The sequence below is a fragment of the Acidovorax sp. CF316 genome (genome assembly GCF_000276605.1).
In the GTDB taxonomy this organism is placed as follows: domain Bacteria; phylum Pseudomonadota; class Gammaproteobacteria; order Burkholderiales; family Burkholderiaceae_C; genus Acidovorax.
The window spans coordinates 1-17,911 of sequence record NZ_AKJX01000134.1 but is presented as its reverse complement, the minus strand read 5'-3'; the positions used below and the strand labels follow the sequence as shown (position 1 = coordinate 17,911).

The 17,911-nt window shown below is 68.5% G+C and carries 18 protein-coding genes; 11 read left to right on the top strand and 7 right to left on the bottom strand.

Annotated features, from left to right (window positions below; all coding sequences use genetic code 11):
* Positions 1-4: 4 nt before the first annotated feature.
* Positions 5-832 (bottom strand): hypothetical protein, encoded by an 828-nt coding sequence (locus tag PMI14_RS16710; RefSeq protein WP_035204216.1) that lies wholly within the window; start codon positions 830-832, stop codon positions 5-7.
* 189 nt (positions 833-1,021) lie between these two features.
* On the opposite strand from PMI14_RS16710, the gene PMI14_RS16705 reads away from it, so the two are divergent.
* Genes PMI14_RS16705 through mmsB form a run of 6 tightly spaced genes read left to right on the top strand, consistent with a single transcriptional unit; the run spans position 1,022 to position 6,032 of the window.
* Positions 1,022-2,545 carry a CoA-acylating methylmalonate-semialdehyde dehydrogenase gene (locus PMI14_RS16705; protein WP_007856348.1) on the top strand — a complete coding sequence of 508 codons (1,524 nt, stop codon included), beginning with the start codon at positions 1,022-1,024 and terminating at the stop codon, positions 2,543-2,545.
* A gap of 53 nt (positions 2,546-2,598) precedes the next feature.
* Positions 2,599-3,006, top strand: a complete 408-nt coding sequence (locus tag PMI14_RS16700; RefSeq protein ID WP_007856346.1) for a lysozyme inhibitor LprI family protein — start codon at positions 2,599-2,601, stop codon at positions 3,004-3,006.
* 32 nt (positions 3,007-3,038) lie between these two features.
* The gene (locus PMI14_RS16695; RefSeq protein ID WP_007856344.1) at positions 3,039-4,205 is read left to right on the top strand and encodes an acyl-CoA dehydrogenase family protein; all 1,167 of its coding nucleotides are present in this window, start codon (positions 3,039-3,041) and stop codon (positions 4,203-4,205) included.
* An 18-nt stretch (positions 4,206-4,223) separates the two neighbouring features.
* Positions 4,224-4,670, top strand: a complete 447-nt coding sequence (locus PMI14_RS16690; RefSeq protein ID WP_007856342.1) for a TfoX/Sxy family protein — start codon at positions 4,224-4,226, stop codon at positions 4,668-4,670.
* A gap of 29 nt (positions 4,671-4,699) precedes the next feature.
* Entirely contained in the window at positions 4,700-5,092 is a 393-nt protein-coding gene (locus tag PMI14_RS16685; protein WP_007856341.1) for a DUF488 domain-containing protein, read from the top strand.
* A gap of 52 nt (positions 5,093-5,144) precedes the next feature.
* Positions 5,145-6,032 carry a 3-hydroxyisobutyrate dehydrogenase gene (gene mmsB, locus PMI14_RS16680; protein ID WP_007856339.1) on the top strand — a complete coding sequence of 296 codons (888 nt, stop codon included), beginning with the start codon at positions 5,145-5,147 and terminating at the stop codon, positions 6,030-6,032.
* A gap of 43 nt (positions 6,033-6,075) precedes the next feature.
* Here the strand turns inward: mmsB and PMI14_RS16675 are convergent, their stop codons facing one another.
* From PMI14_RS16675 to PMI14_RS16660, 4 genes are read right to left on the bottom strand one after another with little or no spacing between them, the layout of a single operon-like run.
* A complete protein-coding gene (locus PMI14_RS16675; protein ID WP_007856337.1) occupies positions 6,076-6,615 on the bottom strand; it encodes a TIGR02281 family clan AA aspartic protease in 540 nt (179 codons plus the stop codon).
* Between the two features lie 56 nt (positions 6,616-6,671).
* Positions 6,672-10,334 carry an EAL domain-containing protein gene (locus PMI14_RS16670; RefSeq protein WP_007856335.1) on the bottom strand — a complete coding sequence of 1,221 codons (3,663 nt, stop codon included), beginning with the start codon at positions 10,332-10,334 and terminating at the stop codon, positions 6,672-6,674.
* A gap of 22 nt (positions 10,335-10,356) precedes the next feature.
* Positions 10,357-10,752 carry a response regulator gene (locus tag PMI14_RS16665; RefSeq protein WP_007856334.1) on the bottom strand — a complete coding sequence of 132 codons (396 nt, stop codon included), beginning with the start codon at positions 10,750-10,752 and terminating at the stop codon, positions 10,357-10,359.
* A gap of 3 nt (positions 10,753-10,755) precedes the next feature.
* Positions 10,756-12,615 carry a PAS domain S-box protein gene (locus PMI14_RS16660; protein WP_007856333.1) on the bottom strand — a complete coding sequence of 620 codons (1,860 nt, stop codon included), beginning with the start codon at positions 12,613-12,615 and terminating at the stop codon, positions 10,756-10,758.
* A gap of 250 nt (positions 12,616-12,865) precedes the next feature.
* Between PMI14_RS16660 and PMI14_RS33600 the strand changes: the two genes are divergently transcribed.
* The 5 genes from PMI14_RS33600 to PMI14_RS16630 are packed head-to-tail and all read left to right on the top strand — an operon-like array spanning position 12,866 to position 15,741.
* Complete coding sequence (locus PMI14_RS33600; RefSeq protein ID WP_007856332.1) at positions 12,866-13,315, top strand: hypothetical protein; 450 nt, start codon at positions 12,866-12,868, stop codon at positions 13,313-13,315.
* 2 nt (positions 13,316-13,317) lie between these two features.
* A complete protein-coding gene (locus PMI14_RS16645) occupies positions 13,318-13,920 on the top strand; it encodes a hypothetical protein (protein WP_007856331.1) in 603 nt (200 codons plus the stop codon).
* A complete protein-coding gene (locus PMI14_RS34930) occupies positions 13,902-14,810 on the top strand; it encodes an SMI1/KNR4 family protein (protein WP_007856330.1) in 909 nt (302 codons plus the stop codon). Before PMI14_RS16645 ends, PMI14_RS34930 begins: the two co-directional genes overlap by 19 nt.
* Positions 14,807-15,307 (top strand): SMI1/KNR4 family protein, encoded by a 501-nt coding sequence (locus PMI14_RS34925; RefSeq protein WP_007856328.1) that lies wholly within the window; start codon positions 14,807-14,809, stop codon positions 15,305-15,307. The genes PMI14_RS34930 and PMI14_RS34925 overlap by 4 nt, the downstream gene beginning before the upstream one ends.
* The gene (locus PMI14_RS16630) at positions 15,304-15,741 is read left to right on the top strand and encodes a hypothetical protein (RefSeq protein ID WP_007856326.1); all 438 of its coding nucleotides are present in this window, start codon (positions 15,304-15,306) and stop codon (positions 15,739-15,741) included. Before PMI14_RS34925 ends, PMI14_RS16630 begins: the two co-directional genes overlap by 4 nt.
* A gap of 4 nt (positions 15,742-15,745) precedes the next feature.
* On the opposite strand, the gene PMI14_RS16625 is transcribed toward PMI14_RS16630, so the two are convergent.
* Positions 15,746-16,912: an ABC transporter substrate-binding protein gene (locus tag PMI14_RS16625; protein ID WP_007856324.1), complete on the bottom strand. Its 1,167-nt coding sequence runs from the start codon at positions 16,910-16,912 to the stop codon at positions 15,746-15,748.
* Positions 16,913-17,046: 134 nt separating this feature from the next.
* Positions 17,047-17,784: an NAD-dependent deacylase gene (locus tag PMI14_RS16620; protein WP_007856322.1), complete on the bottom strand. Its 738-nt coding sequence runs from the start codon at positions 17,782-17,784 to the stop codon at positions 17,047-17,049.
* Positions 17,785-17,911 lie beyond the last annotated feature (127 nt).

The window sequence follows — 17,911 nt, the reverse complement described above, 5'->3', positions numbered from 1 at the left end:
CAGGTTAGGGCCGCGCGGGCGTGGCAGCGGCTTTCTGGCCGCTTGGGGTGGCTGCTGCGGCGGACGCGCCGTCCGCTTCGTCCGCGTCGTAGACCAGGACCATGGCCAGCAGCACCTCGTCGCGGCTACGGCCGTTGGTGACGAACAGGTAGGCGGGCCGGTCGTTGATGCGGCCGGTGTAGGTGGACGCCACTTTGTGCGCCGTGCGGATGAAATCCCGGGGCGTCGGCACCGCGCGCCACTGCCCGGGCTTGAAGAACTTCTGCCATTCGCCCGCCCCCACCCGCGAGGTGACGAACAGCCGCGACAGCGCCCCTTCCGGCGTGGTCCAGGCGCCGATGTCGTCGTCGCGTTGCACCGATGCCGGCCGCCGGGGTGCATAGAAGGCGTCCAGCGCGGCATCGGCTTCGGCGGCCATGCGCTTTTCCAGTTCGGGCGTGGGTTGGTGGTTGGGTTCGGCGTCCCAGGGGTACAGCGGGTACAGGCCATGGCTGCGCACATGCGCCAGCATGGTGGCGTTGTACTCCCTGGCAAACTGCTGCAGCCGGCTCATGCGCTCCACGGCCGTGCCGCCGACGACGGCCTGGCACTCCAGAGGCTCCGCATGGTCCCGGCCCTTCCACCAGGCCGACGGCTCGGACGGCATTCCCGGCACCTGGTTGGCGACACAGGCGGGCACGCCCATGAAACGGGTGTCGCCCTGCTCGGCCGCAGCCTTGGCGGCGGTGGCGGGAGAGCCGGCCAGCAATGCCTCCAGGCCCGGTGCGGCCACCACGGGGGCCGCCTGGGCAAGGCAGCTTGCAACCACCAGCGTCATCAACCAGTTTTTCATCTCGTGCGCTTTCCGGGTCTGGGCAAAGGGTGGGCAGGCACCCTGCCGGTGGGGTGCCGCACCGATCTGCATTTTTGCAAACCTTGTGCGCAGTATTGTCTATTGTCTTCACAATTTTGCACAGCTACCATGCGTGGCTTGCACGATCTTCCCCGGTTTTCGCGCCCCTACCTTTCAGGAGACACACTGATGAACGCACCTACCTCTTCGGCCGTACTGGCCCCCACCGTCAAGCTGCTGATCGGCGGCAAGTTCATAGAGTCCAAGACCACCGAGTGGCGCGACGTGGTGAACCCCGCCACGCAGCAGGTGCTGGCCCGGGTGCCGTTTGCCACGGCCGAAGAAATCGATGCCGCCGTGGCCTCCGGCAAGGAAGCCTTCAAGACCTGGAAGAAGACGCCCATCGGCACGCGTGCGCGCATCTTCCTCAAGTACCAGCAGTTGATCCGCGAGAACATGGCCGAGCTGGCCGCCATCCTCACGGCCGAGCAGGGCAAGACCCTGCCCGACGCGGAGGGCGACGTGTTCCGTGGCCTGGAGGTGGTGGAGCATGCCGCCGCCATCGGCAACCTGCAACTGGGCGAACTGGCCAACAACGTGGCCGGCGGCGTGGACACCTACACCCTGATGCAGCCCCTGGGCGTGTGCGCGGGCATCACGCCCTTCAACTTCCCGGCGATGATCCCGCTGTGGATGTTCCCGATGGCGATCGCCACGGGCAACACCTTCGTGCTCAAGCCCTCCGAGCAGGACCCGATGGTGACCATGCGCCTGGTGGAGCTGGCGCTGGAAGCCGGCGTTCCCCCGGGCGTGCTCAACGTGATCCACGGCGGCGAGATGGCCGTGAATGCGATCTGCGACCACAAGGACATCAAGGCGATCAGCTTCGTGGGCTCCACCAAGGTGGGCACCCATGTCTACAACCGCGCCAGCCTGGCCGGCAAGCGTGTGCAGTGCATGATGGGCGCGAAGAACCACGCCATCGTGCTGCCCGATGCCAACAAGGAGCAGACCCTGAACGCCCTGGCCGGCGCGGCCTTCGGTGCCGCAGGCCAGCGCTGCATGGCGCTGTCGGTGGTGGTGCTGGTGGGCGAGGCGCAAAAGTGGATCCCCGACCTGGTGGCCAAGGCCAAGACCCTGAAGGTCAGCGGTGGCACCGAGAAGGGCACGGACGTGGGCCCGGTGGTCTCGTGCGCCGCCAAGGAGCGCGTGCAGGGCCTGATCGAGCGCGGCGTGGCCGATGGCGCCACGCTGGAACTCGATGGCCGCAACCCGCAGGTGGCCGGCTATGAAAAGGGCAACTTCGTCGGCCCGACGGTGTTCAGCGGCGTCAAGCCCGGCATGAGCATCTACGAGCAGGAGATCTTCGGCCCCGTGCTGTGCCTGTCGGCCGCGGCGGACATCGACGAAGCCATCGCCTTCATCAACGACAACCCCAATGGCAACGGCACCGCCATCTTCACCCAGTCGGGTGCGGCGGCGCGCAAGTTCCAGGAGGAGATCGATGTGGGCCAGGTCGGCATCAACGTGCCGATCCCCGTGCCGGTGCCGCTGTTCTCGTTCTCGGGTTCGCGCGCCTCCAAGCTCGGCGACCTGGGACCCTACGGCAAGCAGGTCGTGCTGTTCTACACGCAGACCAAGACGGTGACGGCGCGCTGGTTCGACGACAGCACCATCTCGCATGGTGTCAACACGACGATCAGTTTGAAATAAGGCAAAGGCCCCAGGCGGCGTGGCGCAGCGGCAGGGCATGGTGAAATCGGTGCATGCACCGTGACCTCCCTTCCCTGCTGCGCGCCGCAGCCTGTAGCCTGCCCTTGCTCATGGGTTCCTCTGCCGCCTTCGCCCAGGCCGGCGCCGCATGCCGCCCGGGCGGTACGGTGGCCGGGACCAACGCCTGCGCGGTGCAGGATTTCCAGGCCGCCGACACGACCATTGCCGTGCTGTACGCCGACGTGATGCGCGCCCTGTCGGCGCACGAGCGCCCGCAACTGCGCCAGGAGCACACGGCCTGGATGCGCGCACGGGCCACGCAGTGCAAGCAGGCGACCCGCGCCACCGAGCAGCAGCCCGAAGGCCCGCGGATCTACCACGAGTGCCTGACCCGCGAAACGCAGGAGCGCCGCAAGGGCCTGATGCGCTGGCTCTCGATGGACAGCCCGGCCAAGCCCTGAGGCACCCACAGAACAACAAGGATCACAGAGACATGGACTTCGAGCTCTCCGAAGAACAACGCGCCTTCGCCCAGACGGCCCGCGACTTTGCGCGGGCCGAGTTCGCGCCGCATGCCGCGCACTGGGACGCCGAAGGCATCTTCCCCAAGGAGGCGATTGCCAAGGCCGGCGAACTGGGCTTTTGCGGCCTGTACGCGCCCGAGGCTGCAGGCGGCCTGGCCCTGCCCCGGCTCGATGCCACGCTGGTCTTCGAGGAAATGGCGGCCGTGGACCCGTCCACGACGGCCTTCATCACCATCCACAACATGGCCACCTGGATGCTGGGCACCTGGGCCACCCCGGCCGTGCGCGACCATTGGGGGCCGCTGCTCACCACGGGCGAGAAGCTCGCCTCCTACTGCCTGACCGAACCGGGCGCGGGCTCGGACGCGGCCTCGCTCAAGACCCGGGCGGAACTGGTGGGGCACGAGTACGTGATCAACGGCTCCAAGGCCTTCATCTCGGGCGCTGGCGCCACCGACGTGCTGGTGCTCATGGCGCGCACGGGGGACGCGGCCTCGGGCGCGGGCGGCATCTCGGCCTTTGCGGTGCCGGCCGATGCGCCGGGCATCAGCTACGGCAAGAAGGAAGAGAAGATGGGCTGGAACAGCCAGCCCACGCGCACCATCAGCTTCGACAACGTGCGCATCCCGGCCGACCACCTGCTCGGCCGCGAGGGCGAGGGTTTCAAGATCGCGATGAAGGGCCTGGACGGTGGGCGCATCAACATCGCCACCTGCTCGGTGGGCGCGGCCCAGGGTGCGCTCACCCAGGCCCAGCAGTACATGCACGACCGCAAGCAGTTCGGCAAGCCGATCGCGAGCTTCCAGGCGCTGCAGTTCAAGCTGGCCGACATGGCCACCGAGCTGGTGGCCGCGCGCCAGATGGTGCGCATGGCCGCGAGCAAGCTCGACGCCGGCGACCCGAATGCGAGCACCTACTGCGCCATGGCCAAGCGCTTCGCCACCGATGCGGGCTTCACGGTCTGCAACGAGGCGCTGCAGCTGCATGGCGGCTACGGCTACATCCGCGAGTACCCGCTGGAGCGCCTGCTGCGCGATGCGCGCGTGCACCAGATCCTGGAAGGCACGAACGAGATCATGCGCGTGATCATTGCGCGCCGCATGCTCGATGGCGACGCACCGGACGTGATCCGCTGAGCCTGCACCCACCACACCATGCCCGCCCGCCCGCTCTCCGACGAGACCCTGCACCTGATCGACGCCGTGCGCACCGCGCTGGAGGTGCGCAGCGACGTGGAGGAACGCAACCTGTTCGGCAGCCACGCCTTCTTCGTGGACGGCAAGGTGTGCATCGCCGTGAAGAACGACGACCTGCTGGTGCGCCTGCCGCCCGAGCGGCACGAAGAGTTCCAGGAGATGCAGAACACGCGCGAGCTCTCGCCGGGCGGAGGCATGAAGGGCTATTTCTGGATCGAGCCCAACGGCTATGCCACGCGCGCGCAGTGGAACTTCTGGGTGCAGGAAGCCCTGGCCTACAACCCGCGGGCCAAGGCCACGCCCAAACGCAAGCCTGCTGCGGCAAAGACGGCCGCGAAGAAAAGCCCCGCCACGAAGAAGAAGCCCGCGGCCAAGCGCCACAGCATCTTCGAGGCCGACGACTGACCCCCTCCATTGCCCAGGAAGCCACCACCATGCCCCTTCGCATCGTCCGCCTCGGCACCCCGCGCGTCCCCGGTGAAGGCACCCGCATCGGCAGCGTGCGCCGCCCACCGCGCGGCGTGCCCAAGGCCGAGTTCGCCAGCCAGAACTGGTACGACGTGTGGTACCCGCTGCTCTCGCCCAGCGCCGAGCTCATGGCCCAGGGCCAGCAGGCGCACAGCGACAAGGAGTGGCAGGCCTTCGTGAAGCATTTCCGCAAGGAACTGGCCCAGCCCGAGGCCAGCCGCACGCTGGACCTTTTGGCCACCCTGTCGCACCACGGCGCCATGTCGCTCGGCTGCTACTGCGAGAACGAGGCGCGCTGCCACCGCTCGGTGCTGCGCGAGGAACTCGCCGGCCGGGGTGCCGATATCGCCACCGACTGATCCATACAGACATCCATCCCATCACCAACAACGACACCCAGGAGATAGCACCATGAAGATTGCATTCATCGGCCTCGGCAACATGGGCGGCCCCATGGCCGTGAACCTGCACAAGGCGGGCCACGAAGTGCGCGCGTTCGACCTTTCGCAGCCCGCGCGCGACAAGCTGGCCACCGACGGCGTGGCCGTGGCGGCAGATGCCCATGCCGCCGTGCAGGGCGCCGAGGTCGTCATCAGCATGTTGCCCGCCAGCCAGCATGTGGACAGCCTGTTCCTGGGCCAGGGCGAACTGCTGGCCCAGCTGCCGGCCGGCACGCTGGTGATCGACTGCTCGACCATCGCTGCCGCCACCTCGCGCAAGGTGGCCGAAGCCGCCAAGGCCCGGGGCGTGGCCTTCATCGATGCGCCGGTATCGGGCGGCACGGGCGGCGCCATTGCCGGCACGCTGACCTTCATGGTCGGTGGCGACACCGCCGACCTGGAGCGCGCGCGCCCGGTGCTTGAGAAGATGGGCGCCAACATCTTCCACGCCGGTGGCGTGGGCGCGGGCCAGACCGCCAAGATCTGCAACAACATGCTGCTGGGCATCCTGATGGCCGGCACCAGCGAGGCGATTGCCCTGGGCGTGGCCAATGGCCTGGACCCCAAGGTGCTGTCGGAGATCATGCGCCGCAGCTCGGGCGGCAACTGGGCGCTGGAAAAGTACAACCCCATGCCCGGCGTGATGGAGACCGCGCCCGCGAGCAAGGGCTACGCCGGCGGCTTCGGCACCGACCTGATGCTCAAGGACCTGGGCCTGGCGCAGGAGAACGCCGCCGCCGTGAAGGCCGCCACGCCCCTGGGTGGCCTGGCGCGCAACCTGTACGCGGCGCACAGCCTGGCGGGCCATGGCGCGCTCGATTTCTCGAGCATCATCAAGTCGGTGCAGAAGAAGGGCTGATGCCTGCCTGGCACCGGCGTGCCGGTGCCGTGTGCTGGAACGCTCAGCCCCCGCGGGGGTTGAGCACCATGGAGTCGCGCTTGATCTCCACGTCGAACTGGCGCAGGAAGTTCTGGCCGAGCAGCGCATCGTCCTCGCTCTCGCCGGTGTAGCCCGTGCCCACGCGCAGGCCCGACACCGCGAGGTTGCGCGCGGTGATGGATTCGGAGACCGAGACCCGCCCCTCGCGGTTGCCGTTGGCCGTGCGGAAGGTGGTGGGCACGCCGCCCGTGAGGCCGGCCTTCTTCGCCACCTCGTCGGTCACCGCGATCAGGCTGGCGCCGGTGTCCACCATGAAGTTCACCGGTACGCCGTTGACCGTGCCCGCCACGCGGAAGTGGCCGTCGCTGTGGCGCGGTATCACCAGCGAACCGCTGGAGGTGACCGTGGCGCCGCGCGGCGCCATGAACTGCTTCATGCCGAAATACAAAACCCCCATGACCACCAGCCAGAAGGCGAGGATGGCCAGGGTGTTCGTACGCAGCACGCGGCGCGTCTGTTCGTCTGCGGGAGGTGGTAGCTGGTGGTCGTGTTCTTCGCCCATGGGCTGTCATATATGCCGGGCCCGGGGGACCTGGCATGCAAATGCTGAGCCCCAAATCATAGGGCAGGTGCGTCGGGCTGCAGGCTGCGCAGGAACTGCCGCTCGAAAACCTCCGCCGGCACGGGCCGGCTGTATAGGAAGCCCTGGATCTCGTCGCAGCCGAGCAGTGCCAGCAGGCCGGACTGCTCCTCGGTCTCCACCCCTTCGGCCACCACCTTGAGCCCCAGCGAGTGACCCAGGTTGATGATGGTGGACACCAGCGCGCTGCCTTTGGCTCCTGCGGCGATGTGCTGGATGAAGGATCGGTCGATCTTGAGCGTGTCGAGCGGCAGCCGCGCCAGGTAGCTCAGCGACGAAAAGCCGGTACCGAAGTCGTCCATGGCCACGGTGATGCCCATCTCGCGGATGGCGTGCAGGCTCCGGGTGCTGTGCTCCACATCGTCCATCACCATGCTCTCGGTGATCTCCAGTTCGAGCCCGGAAGCGGCCTGCGGATCGTGCGCCACGGCCGCGCGCACCTGCTCGATGAAGGCCCGGTGGCGCAGTTGCAGGAACGAGACGTTCACCGCCACCCGTATCGGCGCCAGGCCTGCGGCGCGCCAGCGCAGGTTGTCGGCCAGGGCCTGGCCCAGGGCCCAGCGGCCCACATCGTAGATCAGGCCGGTCTCTTCGAGGATGGGGATGAACTGCCCCGGTGGCACCAGGCCGCGGCGCGGGTCGTTCCAGCGGATCAGGGCCTCGGCACCGGTCACCTCGCCGCTGGCCAGGTGCAGCTTGGGCTGGTAGTGCAGCACGAATTCACCGCGCTCCAGCGCTTCGCGCAGGTGGTTCTCCAGGCTCAGCGCCTCGGCCACGCGCAGGTTCATCTCCGAGGTGTAGAACATCAGCGCGTCGGCCGAGGCCTTGGCCTTCTTGAGCGCCGCCTCGGCATTGCGCAGCAGCCCCTCGGCATCGCCGCCATCCATGGGGAACAGGGCGACGCCCGCCTTGGCGGTGATGCGCAGCTCCTGCTGGCCCAGCTGGAAGGGCTCGTCGAAGCAGGCCCGCATCAGGTGGTCCACGGCCATGGCCACCGCGCTCGCATCGCGCGCCTCGCACACGGCCACGCCAAAGCTGTTGACGCCAATGCGCGCCAGCATGTCCATGGCGGAGGCATGCAGCTGCAGGCGCTGCGCCACCAGCTTGAGCAGTTCATCGCCCAGGGAGCGCCCCAGCGTGTCGTTGACGATGCGAAAGCGGTTCACGTCGATCAGCGCCACCCCCAGGAAGGGCGAGGCATGCGGCTTGTGGCCTTCGCGCGCGCGCATGTGCTGGTTCACCCGGTCCAGAAACAGCGTGCGGTTGGGCAAGGTGGTGATGTCGTCGTAGTAGGCCAGGTAGTTCAGGCGGTCGGACTTTTCGAGGTGGTCGAGCGCGAAACTGATGTCGCCCGCCAGCTCGCCCAAGAGCTTCATCTCGGTGGCATCGAAGAAGCTGGCCTCGTCGGAGAACAGCGCCATCACCCCCACCACCTCGTGCGCCACCATCAGGGGCAGCACCGCCATCGAGGCCACCGAACGGGCCCGCAGCCTGGCCGGCAGCAGCACCCGCGGGTCGCCCTCGATGCGGTCGCAGACCAGCGCGCGCTTTTCGCGCACCACCGTGGCCGTCAGGCTGTAGACACCCGAGGGCTCGTCGGCATACGAGAGGCGGCCGGCGAGGTCGTCGAAGAAGTCCGGGTCCGAGCCGGAGATCGCCATCGGGATCACCTGCTGCGCCGCGCGGTCCACCCGACCGATCCAGGCCATGCGGAACTGCCCGTGCCGCACCGCGATGTCGCAGGACTGGGCAAACAGCTCCTGGCGGTTGCGCATGCGCACCAGCAGCGTGCTGATGCCACTGAGCACCGCGTAGACGCGGTTCAGGCGCTTGATCTTGTGCTCGGCCTCGCGCCGCTCGGTGATGTCCTCGCCCAGGCAGGCAATGCCGATGGCCTCGCCATCGACGGAGCGCAGCACGGTGTTGTTCCAGTACACCAGCCGGCGCCCACCCGAGCGCGTGAGGATTTCCTGCTCGAAGTGCCAGGTGGCCGGCCGGTCGGCCAGCATGTCCTCGAAGACGCGCTGCATGCCGTCCATGCCCGGCGGCAGGAACAGCTCGAACCAGTTGCGCCCGAAGATCTCGCCGCGTTCCCAGCCCGACAGGCGCAGCAGGCAGTCGTTGCAGTAGGTGACGCAGCCATTGCGGTCGAGCATCAGCGAGGCCATCTCGACCTTGTCGAGCAGCTCGTTGAAGCGCCGGTCGCTTTCGCGCAGCGCCTCCTCGGCCCGCTTTTGTGCCGTGACATCCTGGATGGTGTTGAACCAGCGCAGGCCGTCGGGAGCGGCGCCTTCGCCGGGCAGCGGCTCCATCACCTGGCGCAGGTGCAACAGGGCCCCATCGGCGCGCCACAGGCGGTAGGTAAAGTCCATGCGCACGCCCTCGCGCACCGCCTGCAGTGCCATGCTGCGCACCAGCGCGCGGTCGTCGGCATACACCATGGTGATCCATTCCCTGGCCGAGGCCGGCATGGTGTTCGGGTCGCGCCGCAGCATCTGGGCCAGGGTGGCGGGCCAGCTCTCGAACTGGCCGCCGGGACCGCTGATGATGTGGGTGATCCTGGCTAGCAGCTGGGCCCGGTGCAGCCCGGCCTCGCTGGCGCGCAGCTCCTCCAGCGCCCGGCGCCGCTCGATCACCTCGATGTGCAGTTGCTCGGCATGGCGCTGTACTTCCAGGTAGAGGCTGCCGTTTTCATAGATGCGCCCGACCTGTGCCGCGAGGATGGACAGGATGCGCTCGTCCTCGGCACTGAAGTGGTCGCCCCCCTCCTTGTTGGCCAGGCAGATCCAGCCGTAGGACGAGGCCAGCGAGGCGACCGGGGCCTCCAGTGCGCAGTACAGCGGCGGGTAGCCGGTCGGCAGGCCCGCCATGGTGGGGTCACCGCCGGGGTTGAGCAACCGCTGCGAGCGGCGCTCCTTCTGCAGCCGCCCCAGCAGGCCCGACGAGGCGTCGGGCGCGGGCAGCGAGCGCGCCAGCAACGGGTCGATGCCGCTGGTGCACACCAGCGAGGCGTCGCCCGGCTTGCGCACGGCGCACAGCACGGCGTACTGCGCGCCGATGAGTTCACGCGCCCCGGAGCAGACCTTGTTGAGCAGCATGGCAGGGTCGCGCTCGGACGCCAGTTGCAGGTTGAGTTCGGTGAGCGCGGCCAGCCGGCGGTTGGTGGCCTCGAGCTCCACCACGTTGCCCCGCAGCTTGTCGGTCACCAGGCGCAGGTGCTGGGAGCGGAATGCCGGCTCAGGCACTGGGTGCACGCCATCGGTGCCTTGTGCCGACTGGGCCAGCGTGCGCTCGATGGCGCGCAGGATGTCCTGCGGCTCGCAGGGCTTGACCAGCACCTCCGAAACGCCTCCGGCCAGCGCCAGGCTGCGAGCATCCTCCCCCTGGTAGTGGGCACTGTAGAAGATGACGCGGGTGGCCGCCAGCGCGGGATCGGCGCGCAGCTGGCGCACGAATTCGTAGCCATCCATGGTCGGCATGAGGATGTCCGAGATCACCAGCGCCGGCCGCTCGGTGCGCACCAGTTGCAGCGCATCCGCACCGTCCACGGCCTCCAGGGCCTCATGCCCCGCGTGGTGGACGAGCGTGACGATCAGCGCCCGGTTGGGGGCCTGGTCGTCCACGATGAGGATCTTTGCCATGGCTGCAGCCCTCCTTGTGTCATCACCTCGGCGGGGAACCCGCCCGCAGTGCCGGCGCGAGATAGGCCTCGACCTGGCGCACGAAGCGCTCGGGATCGATGGGCTTGGAAATATGGTCCTGGAAGCCGATCTCCAGCGCCTTCTCCCGGTCGCCGGGCATGGAAAAAGCCGTCACCGCGACCAGCGGGGCCCTGCGCCAGCCGGGGTCGGCATGCAGCCGCCGGGCCACCTCGTAGCCGTCCATGACCGGCATCTGCAGGTCCGACAGGATCAGGTCGGGCCCGTGCTCCAGCGCGGCGCGCACGCCCTCGCGGCCATCAGATGCGCTGTAGACATGGTAACCATCGGCCTCCAGCAGGTAGGTCAGCAGCATGCGGCTGGCTTCGTCGTCTTCGATGACCAGAATGCGGGCAAGCATGGCTTAGCTCTCCACTTCGGAGGGCGGCGCCCCCGGCAGATCCAGGATGAAGGTACTGCCCTCGCCAGGCTGGCTGTGCAGGGTGATGTCGCCGCCCAGCGCCTGGGCGAGCTTGCGGCTCAGGTGCAGGCCCAGGCCAGAGCCTTCCTGGCGCCGTGCGGCGCCCTCCACGCGGGAGAAGGGCTCGAACAGCCGCGCCTGGTCCGCGAGCGGAATGCCGGGGCCCGTGTCCTGCACGCGCAGGCTCAGCCGCTGGCTCGCCGGGTCTGGCGCATCAAGCTGCACCAGCACGCGCCCCTGGCCCGTGAACTTGATGGCATTGCCCACGAGGTTGATGGCCACCTGGGTGAGTGCGCGCCGGTCGGTGCGCGCCAGCACCGCCTGCCCGGGCACGCTCACCAGAAAGGCCAGACCCTTGCGCTGCGCGTCCGGGCCCAGGGTGGCGGCCACCTCCTCCACCACCGCGCGGCAATCCATCGCCTCCAGTTGCAGGCTGTGGCTGCCGTCGCCGAGCTTGGCCACATCGAGCAGGTCATTGATCAGCGACAGCAGGTGGCGCGCACCGGTCTGCACGATGCGCAGCTGCTTCTCCTGCTCGGTGTTGAGGGGGCCCGGCAGGCGCATGAGCAGGGTGCCCGTGAAACCGATGATGGCGTTGAGCGGCGTGCGCAGCTCATGCGACATGCTGGCCAGGAACCGGTCCTTCACGCGCGCGGCGTTCTCCAGCTCCAGGTTCTTGTCGCGCAGCGCCTGCTCGAAGCGCTTGCGCTCGGTCACGTCGCGGATGGCGCTGGAGACGAACAGCCCCTCCTCGGTCTCCAGCGGGCTCAGGCTGATCTCGACCGGGAACTCCGTACCGTCCTTGCGCAGCCCGTACAGGTCCAGGCCCGCCCCCATGGAGCGCGTGCGCGGCTCGGCGAAGAAACCGCCGCGGTGGTGCGGGTGCTGGCTGCGGTGGCGCACCGGCACCAAGAGCTCGATCTGCCGGCCCAGCAGCTCCTCGCGCGCCCAGCCGAACAGCTTCACCGCCTGGGAGTTGACCAGCACGATGTGCCCGTCCCGATCCACGATCACCATCGCATCGGGCGCCGATTCGAGCAGGTCACGGAACTTCTGGTCGGCCTTCTTGCGCGCGGTGATGTTGCGGATGGCGCTCATCACCATGGTGCCCTCTTCCGTTTCCAGCGGACTCAGGCTGATTTCCACCGGAAACTCGCTGCCATCGCTGCGCACACCGTACAGCTCCAGGCCCGCACCCATGGTGCGGGTGCGCGGCTGCGCGAAGAAGCCGCTGCGGTGCCCCAGGTGGGCGTTGCGGTAGCGCTGGGGCAGCAGCACTTCGATGGCCTGCCCCAGCAACTGGCCGCGGGGGTAGCCGAACACGCGCTCGGCCTGCGAGTTCACGAGCACGATGCGCCCGGTCGCATTCACCATCACGATGGCATCGGGCGTGGACTCGAGCAGGTCGCGAAAGCGCGCCTCGACCAGCTTGGCATCGCGCAGCACCTTGAGCTGGGTGACATCCTTCTTGCTCGACAGGAAATAGTCCAGCCGGCCATCGGCGCCGAAAACCGCCCGGGTGGATACATTCACATGGACCAGCGAGCCATCCTTGCGCTGGCGCACCGACTCGTGCACGGCAAGCCCGGACTGCAGGGCCTTGGCGCAGATCGATTCCTCGTCCTGCACCTGGTCCGGCGGCACGATCAGCTGAACGAGGCGGCGCCCCCGAGCTTCGGCCTCGGTGTAGCCGAAGGTGGCCTCTGCGGCAGGGTTCCAGTGCAGTACCGTGCCGTCCGGCGCGATGACCAGCAGCGCGTCGGGGTTCTGCTCCCAGTGGGCCCCGGAGAAATCAGATGCCATACCGCCCCTCATCGTGGTGGGGCTTCGCCGTCGCTCACACGCCCATCCGGGTCCCGCCTCCCCTTTGGAACATCTTAGGCATGCGCCAGGCAAACTCCAAGCCAAATATTCCCCGGCCGGTGTGGCCACGGCCAGCGGTATGCCCCGGCGGCACGGCCGGTATCCCCTGCCGGTACTGCGGCACCGGGCGTTCCCGCCCCCTGCCAGTCAGGCTACATTGGCGCCCATCCCACCCAGCACGGAGATCCCCATGGGCCTGTTCACCCGCCGCCTGCAGACCGTCGTTTTCGGTGCCCTGTGCGCCGAGGGCCAATCCAAGGTCTGGGAAGGCGAGATCGGCATTCCCCACCTGGGCGACGGCTTTGCCCTGCGTGTGCATGGCACCAGGGATGGACCGACGCCAACCCAGACCGAGGCCTTTGCGCGCCTGGCCGCCAATGCCCGGCAGGTCCGCGACGAGGCCACCCCGGCCCTGGTGGCCTTCCTCCTCGAATGCGGGGTGGTGCCGCCCGGGGTCCGCCTCGACGCAAGCACCCTGTGGGGCTTTCTGACGCCCTGCTTCATCGAAGTGCATCCCGACCCCGGCCTGGGCGCCGCAGAAAGCACCTGCTCGGTGGGCTACGAGATTCCCTGGGAGCCCAGCCAGCTGGTGCACATCAACGCCACCCATGGCGCCTTCACCGACGTGCATTCGGAGTGAGCATGCTGCCTTTCGACCGCCTGCGCCCCTTGCTCGCCCCCTGGGGCCGCCTGCAACCCCAGCCCGCCAGCGACTGGCAGGGACCCTTTCCCCTGCCCGCCATCGTGGAGGCCTTCTACCGCGAGCTGGGCCCCTGGGGCGAAACCTGGCATGCGTCGGTGGGCCCGGTGGGCCTGACCATCAACGCGGGGGGCAACCCGGTGGACATGCCGCCGCTGCACAAGCTCTGGGCGCGGCAGGACGGCTATGCCTGGTCGCGCAACCCCGACAACCCGATCCCGGGCTGGCCGGGCCACTGGCTGGTGATTGCACAGGAAGGCGCCAACCCGTTCATCCTGGACCGCAACGATGGCAGCGTCTGGTTCGACATGGCGGGCCGGGGGCACTTCAACGACCCGAGCCGGTTCGCCGACGACCTGCCCACCGCCCTGGGCGCCATCGCCACGGTGGCCAATGCCCTGGCCGCACTGGGCGACGAGGCACTGGACGAGACCTTTGCACTCAAGCCCGAAAGCCGCGCACAGGTGGCGCAAGCGCTCGCGGCCTTCACGGGCAGCGATGCCAGCGCAGAGCGCATGCTGCAGGCATGGAGGTGGTACCTGTGAGCGTGCTGCAGGCCCTCGAAGCGGTGTCTGCGGACACCGGCATCGCCCTGCCGCCCTTGCTGCGGCACCTGGTGGCGGGTGGGGCCACGGTCTATCGCCCCGACTGGGCCAGCACCTGGAGGGAACGCTGCCTGAGCGCGCCGCCACCGCTGATCAGCTGCCGTGACTTCGAATGGCTGGATGCCCCGGGCGTGAGCACCACCGCCGGGGAATGGCTGAACCCCGCATACCAGAATGGCCAGCGCCTGCTGCCCTTTGCCGAAACCGGTGCCGGCGATGCATGGTGCCTGGTGCCCATCGATGGCGCTTTGCAGCCCGGCGTGGCCCTGGTGCGGCACGACAGCGGTGTGAGCGAAGTGGGGTACCGCTCGTTCCAGGATTTCGCCTGCGTGCAGCTGCTGCAGGCCCTGGCCGACCTCAGCGACTGGACCGGCGAGGACGGTTTCAGCGCCGAACAGGCCTGCCAGGTGGTGCGCAGCGACGTGGACCAGGTGGCCGCCGGCATGGATGCGACGACCGGCGCCTGGCTGCGCGCGCTCAGCCGTGCGCAGCCCCTGCTGCGCGAGGTGCGCGATGGCCCGCGCAGCCCACCGCGCACGGTGCTCTCCTTGGTATCGCAGAGTGCTTTGTACGAAGCACTGGGCCGCTTCTGCCCACCCGATGTTCCAGCACTCCCGATCACCGCGCGCTGGGAATGTGCGCCCGCCATGGCGCGCAGCAAGGCCTTGCTGGCAGCCAAGGCGCCGCCCGACTGGCGCGCGCTTGCACGCAAGCCCGGCGGCAAGCTGGCGGCATTGCGCGCCCACCAGCAGGCCCATGGCAGCACCTTGCAGCAGGCCAAGGCCGCCGTGGACGATTTCATCAACCAGAACCCCGCTCCAACCCCATGAACCACCAGGAACGCCTGAATGCACTGATCGCGCGCGTGGACCAGGTGGCACAGCAGTCGGAGGGCGAGTACAGCGTGCAATGGGCAGGCGCCAGCTCGCAAGCAGCCATCGCCGAATTGGAGCAGGCGCTGGGCGTGCGCATCAGCGGCTCGTTCCGCGACTTCATTGTGCAGACCGGCGGCGGCGGACTGGACACCCTGAGCATCTCCACCATCCCGGCGCATGAACCGCTGGGCGGCCTGGGTACCGTGCATGGCGACACCCTGCGCTACCGCCAAGGCTGGGCTGCACCCCTGCCGGCCCACCTGGTCGTCATCCAGCGCAGCGAGGACGACAACGAGCCCTTCTGCCTGGACACCTCGCGCGTGCAGGATGGCGAGAACCCGGTGGTGCTGTTCTACCACCAGAGCACGGGTTCCGTGGAACCCATTGCGGACAGCTTTCTCGAATTTCTGGAGGAGTATCTGGAGCCCTACTGGGGGGACCTGCCCGAATGATCCGGCCCGCGAAGACGGCCTGCGCCGCACTGCTGCCCCTGTGCATGGCCCTGCCACCGGCCATGGCGCTGTGCCTGGACGGGCGCGCGCCCACCGTGGCGCAGGAAGCCGCCACGGCCTCGGGCGTGGTGGTGGCCGAGGTCGGGCAGGCAGAGCCGCTGCACGAGGACCCCGCGGACCCGGACGGCGTCACGGCCACGCTGTATGTGCTCAAGGTGCTGCGCAGCGTGCGCGGCCACATGCCGCCAGGCCTGGCGCTGTACAGCGAGAACACGAGTTCGCGCTTTCCCATGGAGGTGGGTGGGCGCTACCTGCTGTTCCTCTCGCGCGACCGCAACCACCGCTACTTCGTGGACCCTTGCGGCAACTCCGGCCTGCTGGTGGAGCGGCGGCACGCGCTCAGAGCATTGGGAAGCGCGAAAGGCGCCCCGTAGAGGCTCAGCTCAGGCGGCGAGCGTTTTCGGCGTAGATGGCCAGGTAGATCGAGTCCGAGCCCACGTAGGGTGCCTTGCCGCCAAAGCCCACGTTGAAGTCGCCGAACGAAAGCGAGCGGATGCCGGCCAGGCCGGTGCGCAGCCGGTCGCGCGTGAGCTCCTTGCCTGCGTTCTTGAGGCCTTCGATCATGATCTGGGCATTCACCCAGCCCTCCAGGGCGCTGCCGCTGTTGAAGAAGGCAGCATTGCTGTTGGTGGTTTTCATGGTGCTCTGGAACTTGCGCACCACCACCGATTTCTGCGAGTTGGCATCCGGGAACACCTGCACCAGCGCCATGCCGCGTGTGGCGGCGGCCAGCTTGGGCAGCTCCGAGGAGATCACCGTGACCGACAGGCCGGCCAGCGGCACGCCAGCCGCCTTGGCACGAAAGGGCAGCACGAAGGCCGTGTTGGCCGTGCCGGTGGTGGCCAGCAGCACGGCGCCCGGGCGCTCGGCGGCCACCTTGTCGGCCAGCTCGGCACCGTTCTTGCCATCCACGGCCAGCGCGAATTCGCCAGCGCGTTCGACCTTGATCTCGTCGAGCGCGCGCGACATGTCCTTGAGCACTTCCTTGCCGAAGGGGTTGTCCAGGTAGACCACGGAAATGCGCTTGAGGCCCATCTCCACCACCTGCTTGACCAGGCGCTGGGTTTCGTCGCGGTAGCTCGGGCGCACGAAGAACACATTGCGCTGCTCAGCCGAGCGCAGCGAGGGCGCGCCCGTGATGGGGCCCACGGTGGGGATGCCCTTGCCTTCGATCAGAGGCAGGATGGCCGCCGTGTTGGCCGTGCCCAGGGGCGAGATCAGTGCGAAGATGGACTGCGCCTCCAGCATCTGCGTGACGTTCTGCAGGGTGCGGCTGGCAACGTAGGCATCGTCCTTGGCATCCATGCGGATCTCACGGCCGTGCACGCCGCCGGCCTGGTTCACTTCGGCAAAGGCCGCCTTCATGCCTGCCACCTGCTCGATGCCGGCCTGGCCCAGGGGGCCGGTCAGGGCGATGGAGCAGCCCAGGTTGATGTGCCTGGAAGACAGGGCCTCTTCGGCCGCAATGGCCGACGAAGCCCACGCGGGCAGGCTGGTGGCCGCAGCCACTTGGGTGGCGCGCAAAAGAAAGTGACGACGGCTCATGGTGTGAAAAATGCCCGGATGTGTGCAAAGGGGCGCAGGCTACCGGTGCCAGGGCCTGCAACTTGTCCGGTGTGCGACAGTCTGTCGCGCAAAGCGCACAATTTTGGGGCACGCCCCTCAAGTAGGCTTGGCGCTCAGGCCGCCAGCAGCTGCGGCAGCAAGGCGGCCGAGGTACCGCGTAGCACGGCATCGGCAGTGCCGTCGAGCTCGCTCGGGTTCGGGTTGAGCACCACCACCCGGGCACTGGCCGAGCGCGCCTGGTGGGCCAGGCCCGCGGCGGGGTAGACCGCACCGGCGGTGCCGACCACCAGCATCAGATCGCACGCCTGCGCCGCCCGCTCTGCGGCCTCGAACACGGCCAGCGGCAGCATTTCGCCAAACCAGACCACGCCGGGGCGCAGCTGGTTGCCGCAGCGCTCGCAGGTCGGGGGCCGGCCGGCCACCGCATCGTCGATGTGGCAGCAGTTGCGCGGGGTGTCGAGCCAGCGGTTGGCGAACAGGTCGCCGTGCAGGCACAGCACGCCCGTGCTGCCCGCGCGCTGGTGCAGGCCGTCGACGTTCTGGGTGATCAGCGTGAGCCGGCCCGGGTGGGCCGCCTGGAACTGCGCCAGCGCCTGGTGCCCGGCATTGGGCTGCACGCCGTCCATGAGCTGGCGCCGGTGTTGGTACCAGTCCCAGACCTGCTCCGGGTGGGCACGAAAGCCGGCCTCGGTGGCCATGTCCTCGGCACGGAACTGGGCCCAGTAGCCCGTCTGCGCATCGCGGAAGGTGGGCACGCCCGATTCGGCGCTCACGCCCGCACCGGTGAGCACAGCGATGTGCCCTGCTTCACGCACCCAGCCGCGCACCGTTTCAAGAAAATGTTCCTGCATGGGTTGTGCCTCAACTTTCCACCTTGTGCCGTACTGCCCGCGACACACGAAACTGGCGCGGCCCAGGCCAGTGCCCCCGCGCAAGGGCCGCCCCGCCGCGCTGGGGGCGTCCCCCTCCCAGATTGCG

Coding starts and splice junctions, on each gene's coding strand:
- mmsB (WP_007856339.1), top strand. CDS start 5,145: ATGAAGATTGCATTCATCGGCCTCGGCAACATGGGCGGCCCCATGGCC.
- PMI14_RS16630 (WP_007856326.1), top strand. CDS start 15,304: ATGATCCGGCCCGCGAAGACGGCCTGCGCCGCACTGCTGCCCCTGTGC.
- PMI14_RS16695 (WP_007856344.1), top strand. CDS start 3,039: ATGGACTTCGAGCTCTCCGAAGAACAACGCGCCTTCGCCCAGACGGCC.
- PMI14_RS16660 (WP_007856333.1), bottom strand. CDS start 12,615: ATGGCATCTGATTTCTCCGGGGCCCACTGGGAGCAGAACCCCGACGCG.
- PMI14_RS34925 (WP_007856328.1), top strand. CDS start 14,807: ATGAACCACCAGGAACGCCTGAATGCACTGATCGCGCGCGTGGACCAG.
- PMI14_RS16685 (WP_007856341.1), top strand. CDS start 4,700: ATGCCCCTTCGCATCGTCCGCCTCGGCACCCCGCGCGTCCCCGGTGAA.
- PMI14_RS16690 (WP_007856342.1), top strand. CDS start 4,224: ATGCCCGCCCGCCCGCTCTCCGACGAGACCCTGCACCTGATCGACGCC.
- PMI14_RS16665 (WP_007856334.1), bottom strand. CDS start 10,752: ATGCTTGCCCGCATTCTGGTCATCGAAGACGACGAAGCCAGCCGCATG.
- PMI14_RS33600 (WP_007856332.1), top strand. CDS start 12,866: ATGGGCCTGTTCACCCGCCGCCTGCAGACCGTCGTTTTCGGTGCCCTG.
- PMI14_RS16675 (WP_007856337.1), bottom strand. CDS start 6,615: ATGGGCGAAGAACACGACCACCAGCTACCACCTCCCGCAGACGAACAG.
- PMI14_RS16645 (WP_007856331.1), top strand. CDS start 13,318: ATGCTGCCTTTCGACCGCCTGCGCCCCTTGCTCGCCCCCTGGGGCCGC.
- PMI14_RS16620 (WP_007856322.1), bottom strand. CDS start 17,784: ATGCAGGAACATTTTCTTGAAACGGTGCGCGGCTGGGTGCGTGAAGCA.
- PMI14_RS34930 (WP_007856330.1), top strand. CDS start 13,902: ATGGAGGTGGTACCTGTGAGCGTGCTGCAGGCCCTCGAAGCGGTGTCT.
- PMI14_RS16625 (WP_007856324.1), bottom strand. CDS start 16,912: ATGAGCCGTCGTCACTTTCTTTTGCGCGCCACCCAAGTGGCTGCGGCC.
- PMI14_RS16705 (WP_007856348.1), top strand. CDS start 1,022: ATGAACGCACCTACCTCTTCGGCCGTACTGGCCCCCACCGTCAAGCTG.
- PMI14_RS16670 (WP_007856335.1), bottom strand. CDS start 10,334: ATGGCAAAGATCCTCATCGTGGACGACCAGGCCCCCAACCGGGCGCTG.
- PMI14_RS16710 (WP_035204216.1), bottom strand. CDS start 832: ATGAAAAACTGGTTGATGACGCTGGTGGTTGCAAGCTGCCTTGCCCAG.
- PMI14_RS16700 (WP_007856346.1), top strand. CDS start 2,599: ATGCACCGTGACCTCCCTTCCCTGCTGCGCGCCGCAGCCTGTAGCCTG.